Origin of the sequence: Thalassococcus profundi (assembly GCF_003344785.1) — a bacterium.
Classification (GTDB): Bacteria; Pseudomonadota; Alphaproteobacteria; order Rhodobacterales; family Rhodobacteraceae; genus Puniceibacterium; species Puniceibacterium profundi.
Genome location: NZ_QPMK01000004.1, coordinates 30923 through 48910, shown reverse-complemented (window position 1 = coordinate 48910; position 17988 = coordinate 30923). Strand labels below are relative to the sequence as shown.

At 66.6% G+C, this 17988-nt stretch carries 17 protein-coding genes; 10 read left to right on the top strand and 7 right to left on the bottom strand.

The features are described from left to right. Positions 1–84 precede the first annotated feature (84 nt). The 7 genes from DU478_RS07315 to lexA all read left to right on the top strand — a co-directional run bounded on the left by DU478_RS07315 (position 85) and on the right by lexA (position 5585). Entirely contained in the window at positions 85–666 is a 582-nt protein-coding gene (locus DU478_RS07315; protein ID WP_114510301.1) for an aminodeoxychorismate/anthranilate synthase component II, read from the top strand. After that, entirely contained in the window at positions 663–1682 is a 1020-nt protein-coding gene (gene trpD / locus DU478_RS07310) for an anthranilate phosphoribosyltransferase (protein WP_114510300.1), read from the top strand. The genes DU478_RS07315 and trpD overlap by 4 nt, the downstream gene beginning before the upstream one ends. Next, positions 1679–2335: a uracil-DNA glycosylase gene (locus DU478_RS07305; RefSeq protein ID WP_114510299.1), complete on the top strand. Its 657-nt coding sequence runs from the start codon at positions 1679–1681 to the stop codon at positions 2333–2335. Before trpD ends, DU478_RS07305 begins: the two co-directional genes overlap by 4 nt. A gap of 1 nt (position 2336) precedes the next feature. Further along, the gene (gene trpC, locus DU478_RS07300; RefSeq protein WP_114510298.1) at positions 2337–3140 is read left to right on the top strand and encodes an indole-3-glycerol phosphate synthase TrpC; all 804 of its coding nucleotides are present in this window, start codon (positions 2337–2339) and stop codon (positions 3138–3140) included. After that, positions 3137–3613, top strand: coding sequence for a cyclic pyranopterin monophosphate synthase MoaC (moaC, locus tag DU478_RS07295; protein WP_114510297.1), 477 nt, complete (start codon positions 3137–3139; stop codon positions 3611–3613). The genes trpC and moaC overlap by 4 nt, the downstream gene beginning before the upstream one ends. Then, positions 3610–4782, top strand: a complete 1173-nt coding sequence (locus tag DU478_RS07290) for a molybdopterin molybdotransferase MoeA (protein WP_114510296.1) — start codon at positions 3610–3612, stop codon at positions 4780–4782. The genes moaC and DU478_RS07290 overlap by 4 nt, the downstream gene beginning before the upstream one ends. 107 nt (positions 4783–4889) lie before the next feature. Then, positions 4890–5585: a transcriptional repressor LexA gene (gene lexA / locus DU478_RS07285; RefSeq protein ID WP_114510295.1), complete on the top strand. Its 696-nt coding sequence runs from the start codon at positions 4890–4892 to the stop codon at positions 5583–5585. 3 nt (positions 5586–5588) lie between these two features. Here the strand turns inward: lexA and DU478_RS07280 are convergent, their stop codons facing one another. Then, entirely contained in the window at positions 5589–7658 is a 2070-nt protein-coding gene (locus DU478_RS07280) for a ComEC/Rec2 family competence protein (protein WP_114510294.1), read from the bottom strand. Positions 7659–7734: 76 nt separating this feature from the next. On the opposite strand from DU478_RS07280, the gene gltX reads away from it, so the two are divergent. The 3 genes from gltX (at position 7735) to DU478_RS07265 (ending at position 12399) form a co-directional block, all read left to right on the top strand. Continuing rightward, the gene (gene gltX, locus DU478_RS07275; protein ID WP_114510293.1) at positions 7735–9147 is read left to right on the top strand and encodes a glutamate--tRNA ligase; all 1413 of its coding nucleotides are present in this window, start codon (positions 7735–7737) and stop codon (positions 9145–9147) included. A gap of 84 nt (positions 9148–9231) precedes the next feature. Further along, the gene (gltA, locus tag DU478_RS07270; RefSeq protein WP_114510292.1) at positions 9232–10527 is read left to right on the top strand and encodes a citrate synthase; all 1296 of its coding nucleotides are present in this window, start codon (positions 9232–9234) and stop codon (positions 10525–10527) included. Positions 10528–10827: 300 nt separating this feature from the next. After that, entirely contained in the window at positions 10828–12399 is a 1572-nt protein-coding gene (locus DU478_RS07265; protein ID WP_114510291.1) for a hypothetical protein, read from the top strand. Between the two features lie 71 nt (positions 12400–12470). Here the strand turns inward: DU478_RS07265 and DU478_RS07260 are convergent, their stop codons facing one another. From DU478_RS07260 to DU478_RS07235, 6 genes are all read right to left on the bottom strand, one after another. Further along, positions 12471–13247 (bottom strand): enoyl-CoA hydratase-related protein, encoded by a 777-nt coding sequence (locus DU478_RS07260; protein WP_114510501.1) that lies wholly within the window; start codon positions 13245–13247, stop codon positions 12471–12473. A gap of 85 nt (positions 13248–13332) precedes the next feature. Then, the gene (locus tag DU478_RS07255) at positions 13333–13818 is read right to left on the bottom strand and encodes a cytochrome c-type biogenesis protein (RefSeq protein ID WP_114510290.1); all 486 of its coding nucleotides are present in this window, start codon (positions 13816–13818) and stop codon (positions 13333–13335) included. After that, positions 13815–15779 carry a heme lyase CcmF/NrfE family subunit gene (locus DU478_RS07250; RefSeq protein ID WP_114510289.1) on the bottom strand — a complete coding sequence of 655 codons (1965 nt, stop codon included), beginning with the start codon at positions 15777–15779 and terminating at the stop codon, positions 13815–13817. The genes DU478_RS07255 and DU478_RS07250 overlap by 4 nt, the downstream gene beginning before the upstream one ends. A gap of 84 nt (positions 15780–15863) precedes the next feature. After that, positions 15864–16382, bottom strand: coding sequence for a gamma carbonic anhydrase family protein (locus DU478_RS07245; RefSeq protein ID WP_114510288.1), 519 nt, complete (start codon positions 16380–16382; stop codon positions 15864–15866). Then, positions 16369–17022 (bottom strand): guanylate kinase, encoded by a 654-nt coding sequence (gmk, locus tag DU478_RS07240; protein WP_114510287.1) that lies wholly within the window; start codon positions 17020–17022, stop codon positions 16369–16371. Before gmk ends, DU478_RS07245 begins: the two co-directional genes overlap by 14 nt. 3 nt (positions 17023–17025) lie before the next feature. Beyond that, a complete protein-coding gene (locus DU478_RS07235; RefSeq protein WP_114510286.1) occupies positions 17026–17916 on the bottom strand; it encodes a YicC/YloC family endoribonuclease in 891 nt (296 codons plus the stop codon). Positions 17917–17988: the final 72 nt, after the last annotated feature.

Here is a 17988-nt window from a genome sequence, read left to right as displayed (position 1 = left end):
ACGCTCTTGACGCTGCTCCGCGCCCTGGTCCATCTATACGGCAACCGGGGCGTGCCCCACCAGCCCTGCCAACAAAGAAACACCATGCTGCTGCTGATAGATAACTACGACAGCTTCACCTACAATCTCGTGCATTACGTGGGCGAGCTTGGCACTGAGGTGAAGGTGGTCCGCAACGACGCCCTGAACGTGCAGGAGGCGATGGCGCTGCGTCCCGCGGGCATCCTGCTGTCGCCGGGGCCGTCGGACCCCGACCATGCCGGTATCTGCCTGGCGCTGACCCAGGCGGCCGCCGAGACCGGGATGCCGCTTTTGGGCGTCTGCCTCGGGCACCAGACGATCGGGCAGGCCTTCGGCGGACGGGTGGTGCAGCACCGCGACATCGTGCACGGCAAGATGGGCCAGATGATGCATACCGGCACCGGCGTCTTTGCCGGCCTGTCCTCGCCCTTTGCCGCGACCCGCTATCATTCGCTGGTGGTGGACCGCGCCACCCTGCCCGACTGCCTGACCGTCACGGCCGAACTTGAGGACGGCACGATCATGGGCCTGCAGCATCGCGACCTGCCGATCCATGGCGTGCAGTTCCACCCAGAATCCATCGCGTCGGAGCATGGCCACGCTCTTCTGCGCAACTTCCTCGACATCCTGCCGGTGCCCGCATGAGCGCCGCGCTGAAACCGCTGATCGGCGCCGCCGCCGACCGCGCCCTGACCCGCGCCGAGGCCGAAACCGCCTTCGGCATCCTCTTCGACGGCGAAGCGACGCCCGCACAGGTGGGCGGCCTGCTGATGGCGCTGCGCACCCGCGGCGAGACGGTGGACGAATATTCCGCCGCCGCCGCCGTCATGCGCGCCAAGTGCAACAAGGTCGCGGCCCCTCCGGGCGCCATGGACATCGTCGGCACCGGCGGCGACGGCAAGGGCACGCTCAACATCTCGACCGCCACGGCCTTCGTGGTCGCAGGCGCCGGCGTGCCCGTCGCCAAGCACGGCAACCGCAACCTGTCGTCGAAGTCCGGTGCGGCGGACGCCTTGGGCCAGCTTGGCATCAACGTGATGATCGACGCGCAACACGTTGAACGCGCTTTGAAAGAGGTTGGCATCTGCTTCATGATGGCGCCCATGCACCACCCCGCCATGGCCCATGTCGGGCCGGTGCGGATGGAGCTGGGCACGCGCACGATCTTCAACATCCTCGGCCCGCTCACCAACCCCGCGGGGGTCAAGCGCCAGCTCACCGGCGCGTTTTCGCGCGACCTGATCCGGCCGATGGCGGAAACGCTGGCACAGCTCGGCTCCGAACGGGCATGGCTGGTGCACGGATCGGATGGCACGGACGAGTTGACCATCACCGGCATCAGCTGGATCGCCGCGCTCGAGGCCGACGGCAGCATTTCCGAGACGGAACTGCACCCCGAGGATGCGGGCCTGCCGGTGCACCCCTTCGAGGCGATCCTCGGCGGCACGCCGGAACAGAATGGCGCCGCGTTCCGCGCGCTGCTGGACGGCGAAGCTTCGGCCTTCCGCGATGCGGTCCTGCTCAATTCCAGCGCCGCCATGGTGGTCGCGGATCACGCGAAAAATCTGCGTGAAGGCGTTGAAATGGCACGGGAAAGCATCGATTCGGGCGCAGCCCGCGCCAAGATCGAAGCACTCGCCCGGGCGACGCAGGCCGCGTGACAGCGCCGCCCGCCGCCTGGGCGCACCTGCCGTTTTTCGGTGCGCCATTCGCCGCGATCAAGACCGCATTGGCGCAGGAGACCGCCCCGGTCTTTCCACCCGCAGACGCGCGGTTCCGCGCGCTGGACCTGTGTGCGCCCGACCGGACCCGCGTCGTGATCCTGGGCCAGGACCCCTACCACACGCCCGGCAAGGCGGACGGTCTCGCCTTTTCCATCCCCCAGGGTTTCGGCGGGCGACTGGACAGTCTTGGCAATATTTTCAAAGAGGTGCAGGACGACCTTGGCACGCCGCGTCAGCGAACGGACCTCACCGACTGGGCCGAACAAGGCGTTCTGCTGCTCAACACCGCGCTGACCGTGCCGCAGGGCAAGCCCAAGGCCCACGCGCGGCTGGGTTGGGACCGGCTGGTGGCCGAGGTTCTGGAGCACCTCTCGGACCGGCCGCGCGCCTTTGTCCTCTGGGGCGGTCCGGCGCAGCGCTTTGCCCGGCATATCCACGGCCCCGGCCATCTGGTTTTGCAAGGCCCGCATCCCTCGCCGCTGTCGGCCTATCGCGGCTTTTTCGGATCACGGCCCTTTTCCCGGATCAACGCTTGGCTTAGGGAAAGAGGCGAGCCGCCCATCCGCTGGGCCGGAACGGAGGATGCCTGACATGACCGACACGATCCTGGACCGGATCAAGGCCTACAAGCTCGACGAGATCGCCGATGACAAGGCGTCGCTGCCGCTTGCAGATGTGGAAGCCGCCGCCCACAACGCTCCGCCCGTGCGCGGCTTTGCCGAAGCATTGGGACGCGCGCAGGCCAAGGGCTACGGGCTGATTGCCGAGGTCAAGAAAGCCTCGCCCTCCAAGGGATTGATCCGAAAAGATTTTCATCCTGCGTCGCTGGCAGAGGCCTACGAGGCTGGCGGCGCGACCTGCCTGTCGGTGCTGACGGACAGGCCCAGTTTCCAAGGCGCCAAACCCTTCCTGACCCAAGCGCGCAAGGCAACATCGCTGCCGGCGCTGCGCAAGGATTTCATGTACGACCCATACCAGGTCGTCGAGGCGCGGGCCCTGCATGCCGACTGCATCCTGATCATCATGGCCAGCGTGTCCGACGCACAGGCTGCCGAGCTCGAGGACACGGCGTTCGACTGGGGCATGGACGCGCTGATCGAGGTGCATGACCGCGCCGAACTGGACCGCGCGCTGGTTTTGAAGTCACCTCTGATCGGGATAAATAACCGCAATCTCAAGACGTTCGAGACCACACTTGAGACGACGCGTGAGCTTTCAAAGGCCGTGCCGCCGGGCAGGTTGATGATCTCGGAATCGGGTCTCAACACCCCGGAGGACCTCGCCGACATGGCCTCCTGTGGCGCGCGCAGCTTTCTCATCGGCGAAAGCCTGATGCGGCAGGAGAACGTGGCGGAGGCCACCCGCGCGCTGCTCAAGGATCCGGTGGCGGCATGAGCGGGCTCACGCATTTCGACGCCAAGGGCGACGCGCACATGGTCGACGTGTCGGACAAGGCCACGACCGCGCGTGTCGCCGTGGCCGAAGGCCACATCAGCATGGCGCGGGAAACTTATGATATCATTACAGAAGGTCGCGCCAAGAAAGGCGATGTGATCGGCATCGCCCGGATTGCCGGGATCATGGGCGCGAAGAAGACGCCGGACCTCATCCCGCTCTGCCATCCGCTGCCTGTGACCAAGGTCGCGGTGGAACTGACACCCGACCCGGACCTGCCCGGCCTGCGGATCGAAGCGACCGTCAAGACCACCGGCCAGACCGGCGTCGAGATGGAGGCGCTGACCGCCGTCAGCACGGCAGCGCTCACCGTCTACGACATGGCCAAGGCGGTGGACAAGGCGATGCAGATCGGCGGCATCCGGGTGATCCTGAAAGACGGCGGAAAATCGGGACGTTACGAGGCGTCATGATCACGGTTTCAGAGGCGCTGGACCAGCTTTTCGCGCTTGCGCCAGACATGCCCGTCGACCACGTGCCGCTGCTTCAGGCGGCGGGCTGCGTGCTGGGCGCCGATGTCACCGCGCGGCGCGACCAGCCGCCCTTTGCCGCCTCGGCCATGGATGGCTATGCCATTCCCGATGCCGATCCACAGCCCGGCGCCACGTTCCGCGTGATCGGCGAAGCGGCGGCGGGCCACGGTTTCGATCGCCCGATCGGCCCCGGCGAGGCGGTGCGCATCTTCACCGGTGCCCCGGTTCCTGACGGCGGCATGCGGGTCATCATCCAGGAGGATGTGACCCGCGACCGCGACCGCATAACGCTCAAGGCGGACCTCGACGAAAACCGCTATATCCGCCCCGCAGGCGGCGATTTCAAACGCGGCGACGTGGTCACAGCGGGCCGTGTGCTGGGCCCCAACGACATCGCCCTGCTGGCCGCGATGAACATCGCGATTGTGCCGGTGCGCCGCAAACCCGTGGTGGCGATCATCGCCACCGGCGACGAGTTGGTGATGCCCGGCGACGACCCCGGCCCCGACCAGATCATCGCGTCGAACAGCTTTGGCCTGCACGCGCTCTTGCGGGCTGCTGGCGCGGCGCCGCGCATGCTGCCCATCGCCCGCGACGACACCGACGCACTGCGCACGGTGCTGGATCTGGCAAAGGGTGCGGACCTCGTGCTGACCATCGGCGGCGCCTCGGTCGGCGATCACGATCTGGTCGCTCGGGTGGCCGGCGATCTTGGCATGGAGCGAGCGTTCTACAAGGTCGCGATGCGGCCCGGAAAACCGCTCATGGCCGGACGGCTGCACGGCTCCATGATGATCGGCCTTCCCGGAAATCCTGTGAGCGCAATGGTTTGCGGCCATGTCTTCGTGCTGCCCGTGATCCGCGCCATGCTGGGGCTCGGCCGCGCGCCGGTACCGTTGCACCGCGCCTCGCTGGCGGCACCTCTCCCCGCCAATGGCCCACGCGAGCATTACATGCGTGCGCATCTGGGTGCCGATGGCCTCACCGCATTCGACCGGCAGGACAGCGCCTTGCTGAGCGTGCTGGGCGCAGCGAATGCGCTTCTGGTGCGGCCGGTCGATGACCCCGCTCGGACGGCGGGCGAAACGGTGGCCTACCTCCCGCTCTGACGCGTTTTCTTGTGCGCATTTCACCGAATCTTAAGACTTATCCACAAAATGTTGACACAAATGGAGAACATGGGTAGAACAAAACGTGATAAGGCGTGGAGTGCATTATGCTAACCAAGAAACAACTCGACCTTCTGGACTTCATCAACCGGCGCGTGGCGCGGGACGGCGTACCGCCCAGCTTTGACGAGATGAAGGACGCGCTCGACCTGCGGTCGAAGTCCGGGATTCACCGGCTGATCACGGCGCTGGAGGAGCGCGGCTTCATCCGCCGTCTGGCGCACCGCGCGCGCGCCATCGAGATCGTGAAGCTGCCCGACAGCATCGGCGGAAAGCCCGCCGGTTTCAGCCCGCAGGTGATCGACGGCGACCGTCCCGACAGCCGCCCCGCCGGTGCGCAGCCGGTGGCCGATCTGCACGTCAGCAGCGTTCAACTTGTGGGCAGTATCGCTGCCGGTGAACCGATCCAGGCGCTGAACGACAACCCCGACGACATCGCGGTGCCGGGCCAGATGATCAGCGGCAAGGGCCGCCACTATGCGCTTGAAGTCAAAGGCGATTCGATGATCGACGCGGGCATCAACGACGGCGACGTCGTGGTGATCCGCGAAACGTCGAGCGCCGACAACGGCGATATCGTCGTGGCCCAGATCGAAGGGTACGAGGCGACTCTCAAGCGCTTCCAGCGCAAGGGCGACATGATCGTGCTCGAGGCGGCGAACCCGGCCTACGAGCCGCGCATCCTGCCGCTTGGCGCGGTATCCGTTCAGGGCCGGCTGGTCGGGCTGATCCGCACCTACTGATCGTTACCCGGGACCGCGGTGGGCAAGCCGGACGGTGGTGTCTGCCGCGGCGCCGTGCCAGATCCGTTGTCCCGACACCTGCCGCGCGGTGAGCATGTGCGGCAGGGTCGTGTCGGACGGCCAGAGCGCCACGGCGCCGCTTTTCTCCAGATCTTCCGGCCCGAAGGTCAGGCAATCGAGCCGCGGCAGCGGCACGGGACTCACCACCACGTCACCCTTGGCACAGCCCGAAAACTGCTCTGCGGCGCGTTTTCCGGGCACGTGCCAGAGCGCGCCGGTCCCCAGCGCATGCCCGACGACAGCCGCGTCCAGCCCGCCGGGCCAGCGCGCCGCGGCCCCCGGTTGATCGGCGCCGTCGCCGTCGTTTTCCAGCCAGACCTCCGCCGCGAAGCCGTTGCCGCGCACCCGTGACAGGGCGCGGCCCTCGACGCCCATGACGCCGACCAGACGCCCGTCCGAGGCGATCAGCACCGGCGGGCGGTCGGTCTGCACCCAGAGCAGCCCCGCAAGCGTCGCCGGCGCCACCCCGGCCCACCGCAGGCGGCCCTGCCAAAGCAGGACGAAGAGCATACCTAGGGCCAACAGCGGCAGCACCACAGGGTCCGGCGCCACCACGGTGCCCACCGCGCCGTCCCAGCCGCTGACGCGGTGCGCGACGCCCAGGATCCAGTCCAGCCCCGGCTTCATCAACGCCAGCCCGATCCAGTCGAGCCCGAGCGGCATGAGCAGCGCCGCCAGCACCGCGGCCGGCATCACCAGCACCCCCATCAGCGGCACCGAGACGAGGTTCGCGAGCAGCCCGTAATGCGAAACGATGTTGAAATGCGCCATGGCGACGGGCGCCGTGGCCAGCCCCGCGACCAGCGAGGACAACACCACCGCCCCGGCCGCCCGCAGCACCTTTGGCCCGCGGCGGTCCGGCGGGATGTGTCGCAAAGCCGCGAAGACGGCCACGAGCGCGGTGGTGGCGGCAAAGGACATCTGGAAGCCGGGGCCGAGCAAGGCTTCGGGCCGCAGCAGAAGCACGATCAGCGCCGCGATCGCCACCGCCCGCAGGCTGATCGCGCGGCGGTCGCAGAGTACCGCGAGCAGCGCCACGGCGACCATGACGAAGGCGCGCTCGGTGGCCACGTTGCCGCCCGAGAGCGCGAGGTAGCCCGCCGCCACCGCCAAGGCGCCCGTGGCGGCAAACTTCTTGACCGGATAGCGCAGGGCGAAACCGATGAGGCCAAGGCGCAAGACCCCGAAGACGAAGCCGGCCAGAAGCCCCATGTGCAGGCCGGAGATCGCCAGCAGATGCGCCAGGTTGCTGTGGCGCAGGGCGGTCAGCGTGCCCTGCCCCATGCCGCTGCGGTCTCCGGTCATGATCGCGGCGGCAAAGGCGCCGGTCTCTCCGGGCAGGCCGTTCTGCACCCTCTCCGACAACGCCATGCGCGCGGCAAAGATGCGCAGTCCCGGACCCGGTTCCTCAAGATTCAGCACCGGCGTGCGGGTGTAGCCGACGGCGCCGAGACGCTGGAACCAGGCGTGGCGGCGGAAGTCGAAGCCGCCCGGCTCCACCGGGCCGTTGGCCGCCGAGAGGTGCCCGGTCAGGATCACCCGCATCCCCGGTGCCGGATCGATGTAACCCTGTTGCCCATGCAGCGCCACGCGTACACGCTCCGGACGCCGGTCGGGCGCCATACGTTCCAGCACCACCTGGTCGAGCGTCAGCCGCACCGCGTCCGAGGCGGAGCGGTCGATATCCACGATGCGCCCCTCGATCGGGCCATAGTAGCGGTATTCGATCAGTGGCGCGGCCACCATCTGCGCGCGAGCGCCTGCGAGGGCGGCGCCGCAGGCGACAAGCCCGGCGGCCAGCAGCAGCGTTCCCGAAAGCGCGCCGCACCAGCGGTGCAGGCAGATCAGGACGAGTCCGCCAAGGCCGGACGAGATCAGCGCCCAGACCGGCGGTTCGAACCGCAGCGCGAAATAGCCGCCGATGCCGATCGCCAGGAACACCGGCACCCAGGGAAAGAGATGCCCGCGCTGCCCCAGGAGCCCCGCTTCGACCCGCGCCAGCACCCGCCGCATGCTTGTCCTCCCTGCGGCCAATGGTTAAGGAAGCCTCAACGCTATCTGCCTGCGGTTATCATAAGGTTAACGCCCCATGGCCTCCGAGATCGTCACCCGTTTCGCGCCCTCGCCGACCGGCTACCTGCACATCGGCGGGGCGCGGACGGCGCTGTTCAACTGGCTGTTCGCGCGGGGCCGTGGCGGCAAGTTCCTGCTGCGGATCGAGGATACCGACCGTGCCCGCTCGACCCCCGAGGCGACCGCCGCGATCCTCAAGGGGCTGGACTGGCTGGGTCTGGACCATGACGGCGAAGTGGTGAGCCAGGCCGCAGGTGCTGACCGTCACGCCGAGGTGGCGCATCAGCTGCTTGAGAAGGGGGCCGCCTACAAGTGCTTCTCCACCCAGGAGGAAATCGAGGCCTTCCGCGAGGCCGCCCGCTCCGAAGGCCGGTCGACCCTGTTCCAGAGCCCCTGGCGCGACGCCGATCCGGTGACCCACCCGGACGCGCCCTATGTCATCCGGCTCAAGACCCCGCTGGACGGGACGACGGTGATCCGGGATGCGGTGCAGGGCGACGTCAGCATCGGCAACGATCAGCTCGACGACATGGTGTTGCTACGCTCGGACGGCACGCCGGTCTACATGCTGGCGGTGGTGGTGGACGACCACGACATGGGCGTGACCCATGTGATCCGCGGCGACGATCACCTCAACAACGCCGCTCGGCAGATGGGCATCTACACGGCCATGGGCTGGGACGTGCCGGTCTGGGCGCATATCCCGCTGATCCACGGCCCCGACGGCAAGAAGCTGTCCAAGCGCCACGGCGCCGTGGGGCTCGAGGAATACCAGACCATGGGCTACCCGGCGGCGGGGATGCGCAACTATCTCGCGCGGCTGGGCTGGAGCCATGGCGACGACGAGGTCTTCACGGATGCACAGGCGCAGGAGTGGTTCGACCTGTCGGGAATCGGCAAGTCTCCGGCGCGGCTCGACTTCAAGAAACTGGAGAACATCTGCGGTCAGCAGATCGCCATGGCCGACGATGCTGCACTGCTGCATGAAATCGCCCAATTCCGCGCCGCCGTGGGCGATCCGCCCTTGACCGCGGGTCAGGCGGACGGGTTGGGACGGGCGATGTACTGCCTCAAGGACCGAGCCAAGACCATACCGGAACTGCTTGAAAAAGCGCACTTTATTCTGGCGGAAACGCCGATTTTTCCGGATGAGAAAGCCGCCAAGGCACTCGATCCGGTATCCCGCAGTATACTGGCCGCGTTGACGCCGCACCTGCAAAATGCTACGTGGTCCCGAGACGAATTGGAGCGTGTCACCACGCAGGTTGCCGAGGCGCACGAGACCAAATTCGGCAAGCTGGCGGGTCCGATGCGGGCCGCTCTTGCCGGGCGCGCGGTCACCCCGAGCGTGTTCGACATGATGTTGGTCCTGGGCCGCGACGAAACCCTGTCTCGTCTGGGCCGGGCCGCGGAATTTGAGAGCGGCTGATCCCTTCCGGGTCACACTTTCTCAAGACCGTTGACGGATAGAAGGCCGGCAGCGCCCGGCAGCTTGGAACAAAGGACACTATTCATGGCAGACTCCAAAAAATCCGCGACGCTGAACATTGACGGCACCGAATACGAACTGCCCATGTTCACGCCGACCGCGGGTCCCGATGTCATCGACATCCGCAAGCTCTATGCCCAGACTGGCGCCTTCACCTACGATCCGGGCTTCACCTCCACCGCATCCTGCGACAGCACCATCACCTTTATCGACGGCGACAAGGGCGAGTTGCTGCACCGCGGCTACCCGATCGACCAGTTGGCGTCGAAATCGCACTTCCTCGAAGTCTGCTACCTGCTGCTTTACGGCGAACTGCCCACCGGCGCGCAGCTCGAGGATTTCGAGAACCGTGTGACCAACCACACGATGCTGCACGAGCAGATGCAGAACTTCTTCCGCGGGTTCCGCCGCGACGCGCATCCGATGGCGGTCATGGTGGGCGTCGTCGGCGCGATGTCGGCCTTCTACCACGACAGTACCGACATCTCGGACCCCTGGCAGCGCGAGGTCGCGTCGATCCGCCTGATCGCCAAGATGCCGACCATCGCCGCCTGGGCCTACAAGTACCACGTCGGCCAGCCGTTCATCTATCCACGCAACGACCTCGACTATGCGTCGAACTTCCTGCGCATGTGCTTTGCCGTCCCGGCCGAGGAATACGTGGTCAACCCGATCCTGAGCCGCGCGATGGACCGGATCTTTACCCTGCACGCCGATCACGAGCAGAACGCCTCGACCTCGACCGTGCGTCTGGCCTCGTCCTCTGGCGCCAACCCCTTTGCCTGCATCGCCGCCGGCATCGCCTGCCTTTGGGGTCCGGCGCATGGCGGCGCCAACCAGGCCTGCCTCGAGATGCTAAAGGAAATCGGGACGCCCGACCGCATCCCGGAATTCATCGCCCGCGCCAAGGACAAGAACGATCCCTACCGGCTGATGGGCTTCGGCCACCGCGTCTACAAGAACTTCGACCCGCGCGCCAAGGTGATGAAGCAATCCGCCGACGAGGTGCTGGACCTTCTGGGCGTCGAGAACAACCCGGTCCTGCAGGTCGCGAAGGAGCTGGAGGCGGCGGCGCTGGCCGATCCCTATTTTTCGGACAAGAAGCTGTTCCCGAACGTCGATTTCTATTCCGGCATCATCCTCGAGGCGATGGGCTTTCCGACCTCGATGTTCACGCCGATCTTCGCCGTGGCCCGGACCGTCGGCTGGATTTCTCAGTGGAAGGAACAGATCAGCGACCCGCAGCTCAAGATCGGCCGCCCGCGGCAGCTCTATCTCGGCAACACGCTGCGCGACTACACGGATATCGAGAACCGCTGAGCGGACGGTGCAGCACATGACAAGGCCCCGATGGCAACATCGGGGCCGTTTTCGTTTCTGACCCGGGACATCCGACGCATGTGATGGGCGTCGGATCCCGCGACGACACCGCGTTTCCGGATCAGGGACAAAACCTGCCCAAGAACGCGATTGTGCGCATACCGACCCGGCGCGACTTTCAAACTCCGCCGAATCCCCGCGGAAACAGAGTGTTTCAAACAAATTGCATCCGCGGCGCAACGGATGCGCCTAAGAAATGCCTGTGAATGGTCACAATTTGTCTTGTAAGGGGGACAAGCCATGCCGACAGGCTATGCAAAGGAAGTGGTGCTGGGGACCGATCCTCAGGTGCGGGTCTACATCTTCGAGGATGAGGGCAACCTGTTTTTCCAGGTCGAACCGGACGATCCTGCAAACTTCGACCTCGACGGGGTCTTCTTCAACCTCACCAACGATGCCGTGGCGTCGGACCTGGTGATCTTCCCGCTGGTCAACCAAGAGGCCGTGACCGGCTTTTCGGCCAATGCCGATTCAGAGAACAGCCTGTCCAACGGTGCGACGACCCAGGACAATTACGACGTGAAGGTGCAGTTCGGCCAGACCGCGGATTCCACCAGCGGCACGGTGGGCACCGGGTTCTTCACCTTCTACCTCGACAGCCTGAACCCTCTCACCGCCGAAGACATCGACCTGAGCTCGCTCACGGCGGTGGTCAATTCCGACGACGGCGCGGGCCAGGTTCTGCTGGCCGGCGTGCCGGGCAGCGGACCGGTGCAGGAGATCGCCTTCGAATTCGATCCCTCGGGCGTCTACCATCCTGCCGACAGCTCCGGCATCGCCTCCGATGCGCGCTGGTACATGTCCAACGGAAAGCTGACCGCCAATGGCTGCTACGACGGTGCGCTGACCTTCGAAGAGGTCGACAGCGACGGTCCCGTGACCTTCGAGCTGACCGGCAAGATCAACAAGGCGTACAACTTCGAAAACTCGGGCTGGCTCGAAGATCAGCTGCACGTGCAGGTGCAGATCGACGGCGGCCACTGGGTGACGCTGGACACCTTCGAGGTTGATTATCACCAGAAGGCGCTGGTCGGAAACCAGACCGGCCAGAAGCTGGGCGAAAACCTCAGCGACCTGACCTATTCCGGCGGCATCCTCGACACGGTCGAAGACAATGCGCAGTTCCGCGTCGTGGCCGACTTCACCTCTTCGGACGAGGTCGTGCAGTTCAGCGACGTGACGATCACCACTACCGACGACCCGACCGAGGACGAGATCGCCTTTTCCGAGGATTTCAACCACGTCTGGCACCCGACCCACAGCGACGCGGTGGTCGGGCGGACCGACTGGGACGTCCAGTACAACGCGCTGGCGACCGACGGCTACGACGACGGAGAGCTTTACTTCAAGGAGGTCGAGACCGACGGCGACGTGGAGTTCAGCTTTGACGCCCGCACCGATTGCGCGCGCTATTTCGAAAACTCGGGCCGCGACGCGGACAGCTTCAAGGTCGAAGTGCAGATCGACGACGGCGACTGGGTGACGCTCGACAACTTCGTGGTCAACGACAAGGGCACGGCGCTGGTCGGGTCGGAGACCGGACAGGAGATCACCGACCACGGCAATGCAATCACCTATTCGGGCGGCATTCTCGACACTGCGAGCGAGAACGTGCAATTCCGCTTCGTCTCGGACATCTCCGCGGCGAACGAGGATATCCGGATCGACAATGTCGAGCTGAAGATCAAGGGCGAGCCGGCCCAGGAAGAGGTGCCGCCGTCGCAATACGACATCCTCTTCACGCCGCTCGAAGACACGCCCGAGGACGCCCCGGCCGAGGAAGAGGACCACGAGGAAGAGATGTACGCCTGATCCGCGGGCATCGTGAAAAGTAAAAGGCCCGGAGTGTCCGCTCCGGGCCTTTTCTCATGTCTGGCAGGCGTTCAGCGGCCTTCGTACTGCGCCGGGCGTTTTTGCAGGAAAGCCAGGACGCCTTCCTTGAAATCGCGGGTCTTGCCGCATTCGCCCTGCAGCTTGGCCTCGAGTGCCAGTTGCTCTTCGAGAGAATTGCCAAAGGAGGCGCGCATCGACTCCTTCACGCGGGCATAGGCGGCGGTCGGGCCCTTTGCCAGGTGCCCGGCCCGCGCCGCCCAATGCGCGGCGAATGCCTCGTCGGCCACCGCCTCGTAGATCATGCCCCACTGCTCGGCCTGCCGGGCGGTGATCTTGTCGGCAAAGAGCGCGGCCCCCATGGCCCGCGCGAGCCCCACCTGCCGCGGCAGGTACCAGGTGCCGCCCGCGTCGGGGATCAGGCCGATCCGGGTAAAGGCCTGCAGGAAGAAGGCGCTTTCCGTGGCGATCACCACGTCGGCGGCCAGTGCGAGGTTCGCCCCTGCCCCCGCCGCGGCGCCATTCACCGCGGAAATCGTCGGAACCGGGCAGTCGAAGATCGCGCGCAGCATCGGCACGTATTCGTCGCGCAAAGTCCGTTCCAGGTCGAGGTTCGCGGCATTGCCGCGGTCGCTCAGGTCCTGGCCGGAACAGAAGCTGCGGCCTTCGCCGGTCAGCACCACCACCCGCGCCTCGCGCCCGCCGCGCGTCACCGCATCGGTGATCTCGGCCCGCATCTGGGTGCTGAGCGCGTTCATCACGTCGGGCCGGTTCAGCGTGACCACGGCCACGTCGTCGGTGATGTCGAAAAGGATGGTGTCGTATTGCATCTGGTGCCCCCGGAACTGTTCGGGCGCATCAAACACGCGAGGCGGGCAAATGGCAAAGCCAAACGCGGCGTCACTTGGGTCGGGATCAGTCCTTCAGGATCTCGCGCAAACGGGCCTGTTCGGCATCACTCAGGCCGGTTTCGGTCTCTGCCGGGGCCTTGGCACGGGCGCGGACGTAGAAGACGCCGATGCCGAGCGCCAGCAGCAGCATCGCGGGACCCGCCGCCCAGAGCAGCCAGTTGGCGCCGCGGGTCGTGGGGTTCAGCAGCACGAACTCGCCGTAGCGCGCGACGATGAAGTCGATGACCTCCTCGTCGGTGTCCCCGGCCACCAGCCGCTCGCGCACCAGCAGCCGCAGGTCGCGGGCGAGCGAGGCGTTGCTCTCGTCGATGCTTTCGTTCTGGCAGACAAGGCAGCGCAGCCCCTTGGACAACTCCCGCGCGCGTGCCTCGAGCGCCGGGTCGTCCAGCACCTCGTCGGGCAGCACCGCCCAGGCCGGCGTCGCGAAGACTCCCGTCAGGGCGGAGGAGCTGCCGACCAGCAGCATCAATGCGACCAGCAGCGCCCTCATTCCGCCGGCACCGCCGCGGCCCGGGTCTTGCGCGCACCGGCGGCGACGCGGTAGCGCCGGTCCGTGAGGCTCACCAGTCCGCCCAGGGCCATGATCAGGCAGCCCGCCCAGATCCAGTTGGCCAGCGGCTTGATATAGGTCCGCAGCACCCAGCCGCCGTCGTCCTGCGCGTCGCCGATGACCACGTAGACGTCCCGCATGAAACGGTAGTCGATGGCCGCCTCGGTCGTCGGCATCTGCGCCACCGGGTAGTTGCGCTTTTCGGGATTCAGCTCGGCCACGGCTGCGCCGTCCTTGAACAGCGTCACCCAACCCATGGTCGAGACGTAGTTCGGCCCCTGCACCCGCTGCACGTCGTCGAGCTGCAGTTCGAAGCCGCCGACGGCAAACCGTTCGCCAACCTGTGCGACGCGGATGTCCTCCTGTTCCCAGGCCAGCAGACCGGCGATGCCGATCATGGTGATGCCAAGGCCCGAATGCGCGATGGTCTTGCCCCAGTCGGCCCGCGGCAGGCGCGCCAGTCGCGAGAAGTCGCGCGACTGGCCCAGCCGGCTCAGCAGGTCGGTGACCGCCCCGGCCACCAGCCAGACACCCAGGAACACGCCGATGGGTCCCATCAGGCTGCGTCCCGTCTGCATCGCCCAGACGAGACCCGCCAATGCCACCGCCAACACCAGCGCGGGGACGAGGCTCCGCAGGGTGCGCCCGACCTTGCCGCGCTTCCAGGCCATCATCGACCCCACGGGCAAAAGCAGACCCAGCAGGATCATGAACGGGGTGAAGGCCATGTCGAAGAACGGCGGCCCGACGCTCAGCTTGCGGTCGAAGGCCATCTCGGCCACCAGCGGCCACATGGTGCCGACGAAGACCACGAAACACGACACCGCCAGCAGGAGGTTGTTGGCCACCACTGCCGATTCCCGGCTCACCGTGCCGAAGACGCCCTTGGCTTGCATGACGCCCGCCCGCGCGGCGTAGAGCGTCAGCGCCCCGCCGGTGAAGAAGACCAGGATCATCAGGATGAACACCCCGCGCTCTGGGTCATTGGCGAAGGCATGGACAGAGGTCAGCACGCCCGACCGAACGATGAAGGTGCCGATCAGCGAAAAGCCGAAGGCCAGGATTGCGAGCAGGATGGTCCAGCTTTTCAGCGCCTCGCGCTTTTCCACGACGATGGCCGAATGCAGCAGTGCCGCGGCCAGAAGCCAGGGCATGAAGCTGGCATTCTCCACCGGGTCCCAGAACCAGAACCCGCCCCAGCCCAATTCGTAATAGGCCCACCAGGACCCAAGACCGATGCCGATGGTCAGGAACACCCAGGCCGCCAGCGTCCAGGGCCGCACCCAGCGGCCCCAGGCGGCGTCGACGCGGCCTTCGATCAGCGCCGCCACGGCGAAGCTGAAGCAGATGCTCAGGCCAACGTAGCCGAGGTAAAGGAACGGCGGATGGAAGGCGAGGCCCGGATCCTGCAGCAAAGGGTTCAGGTCCTGCCCGTCGAAGGGCGGGACGGCGAGCCGCAGGAACGGGTTCGAGGTGAAAAGGATGAAGGCGAAGAAGGCCACGGCGACGGCGGATTGCACCGCCAGCACGCGGGCCTTGAGGGTTGGCGGCAGGTTGCCGCCGAACCAGGCCGCCATGGCGCCGAAGAGCGCCAGGATCAGCACCCAGAGCAGCATCGACCCCTCGTGGTTCCCCCAGGTGCCCGAAATCTTGTAGAGCATCGGCTTGGCGGAATGCGAATTCTCGACCACCAGTTTGAGGCTGAAATCCGAGACGATGAAGGCGTGCATCAGCGCCGCGAAGGAAAACGCCGTGAGCAGGAACTGCGCGGTTGCGGCGGGCTCGGCCACGGCCATCCAGCCGTGCCAGCGTTTGTGCGCGCCGATCATGGGCACGACCATCTGCACGATGGCGACCGCGAAGGCGAGGATGAGGGCGAAGTGTCCGAGCTCTGTAATCATGCCCGGACTATAGGCGCCGCGGCGCGCCGCGCCAATGGGATTCGCCGCGGCAGCCGGTTCACGTTGTCGCGGGGGGCCGCCGGGTCAGAGCGGCGTCAGCCCGTCCCGGAACCGCCGCATGTTGGCCTGGTAGCCGCGCGCCGACTTGCGCAGCCCCTCGATCGCCGCCTCGTCCAGTTCGCGCACGATCTTGCCGATGCCCATGACAAGGCTGCCGTCCGGGATCTCCTTGCCTTCGGTGATGAGCGCGCCCGCACCGATCAGGCAGTTGCGACCGATCTTCGCACCGTTCAGAACCGTGGCCCCCATGCCGATCAGCGTGTTCTCGCCCAGGGTACAGCCGTGCAGCATCGCCTTGTGCCCCACGGTGCAGCCCGGCCCGATGGTCAGCGGATAGCCCATGTCGGTGTGGCAGACGACGTTTTCCTGCAGGTTGCTGCCCGCGCCGACGCGGATTTCCTCGTTGTCGCCGCGCAGGGTGCAGCCGAACCAGACCGACGATCCGGGCTCCATCACCACCCGCCCGATCACATGCGCGCCGGGCGCGATCCAGGTGTCTTCGTCGATCTGCGGCGCGTGGCCGTCCAGGCTATACAGGGTCATAGTCCCCCTCCTCGAATTCGCTTTGAAGGTTGCGCACATGCGCGGTCAGGCCGGGCTGTTGAGACCGCCGCAGCCGGGCGGCGGCAACGATGGATTTCAAACGCGCCTCGGTGTCGTCCAGATCCCCGTTGACAAGCACGAAATCGTAGGAGCCCCAGTGGCTGATCTCGTCCCAGCTTTTCTGCATCCGCTTGGCGATGGTGTCGGCGGTGTCCTGGCCGCGCGCCTCGAGCCGGCGGCGCAATTCGGTGATCGACGGCGGCAGCAGGAAGATCGACAGGGTATGCGGCCCCAAGGCCGAATTCTGGATCTGCTGCGCCCCCTGCCAGTCGATGTCGAAGAGAACGTCGCGGCCCTGGTCGATGGCACCCTGCACCGGGCCGCGCGGCGAGCCGTAGAAATTGCCGAAGACATGGGCATGTTCCAGCATCTGCTCTTCGTTCACCTGCTTCTTGAATGCCGCATCGCTGAGGAAATGATAATGCTCGCCGTCGATCTCGCCCTTGCGTGGCGGCCGGGTCGTGGCCGAGACCGAGAAGACGATCGACGGGTCCCAGTCGCGCAGCCGTCGCGCAAGCGTCGATTTGCCCGCGCCCGAGGGCGAGGACAGGATAATCAGCAGACCGCGGCGCTGGCTCATGGGTTACTCCAGGTTCTGCACCTGCTCGCGCATCCGGTCGATGACCGTCTTGAGCGCGAGACCGGTGGTCGTGAGCGGCGGATAGCCCGCCTTGGAACACAAGGTATTGGCCTCGCGGTTGAATTCCTGCATCAGGAAATCGAGCTTGCGGCCAACCGCGCCCTCGGCGGACAGCAGGCCGCGCGCGGCGGCCATATGGGCGCGCAGGCGGTCGATCTCTTCGGTCACGTCGGATTTCACCGCGATCAGCGCCAGTTCCTGTGCCACGCGCTGCGGATCGGCACCGGCAGCGTTGTCCATCACCGCGGCCAGCTGCCCGCGCAGCCGTTTCGCCTGTTCTGCTTCGCGCTCCTGCGCCTGGGCGGCGGCGTTTTCGGTGAGGATCGCGATCTCGTCCAGCTGGTCGTTCAGCACGGTTTCCAGCGCCGCGCCCTCGGTGCCGCGCATCTTGAGGAAACTCGCCAGCACCGGTTCGAAATCCGCCAGCAGCACCGGGCAGAGCTCCGACAGGTCGGCCTCGGCCCCGCCGCTATCCAGCACGCCGCGCAAGCCCGCGATCTGCGCCGCGGTGGCCGGGGCCAGCGACAGGCCGATCTCCATCGCCTCCGCCTCGATCCGTGTCAGCGCGTCAAGCACGCGCGCCAGCTGCGGTTCCGACAGGCGCAGCGCGCCGTCCTCCGCGCCGCCCTGCAGACGCAGCGCGACGGTGACGTTGCCCCGCGCGACCGCCGCCGTCAGGGCGGCGCGCAGCCCGGCTTCGAGCCCCGGGATGCCCTCGGGCAGCCGCAGACGCAGGTCCAGGCCCTTGCCGTTGACGCTGCGCAGATCCCAGACCCAGCTCAGGCCGTCGTGGCTGCCCTGCCCGGCCGCATATCCGGTCATCGACTGACGCATGGTGTTCCGTCCTCCTGACCGCAGTGCCTAAGCAATGCCGCGCAGCGGTGCAAGCGCCCTGCGCCGGGGCAC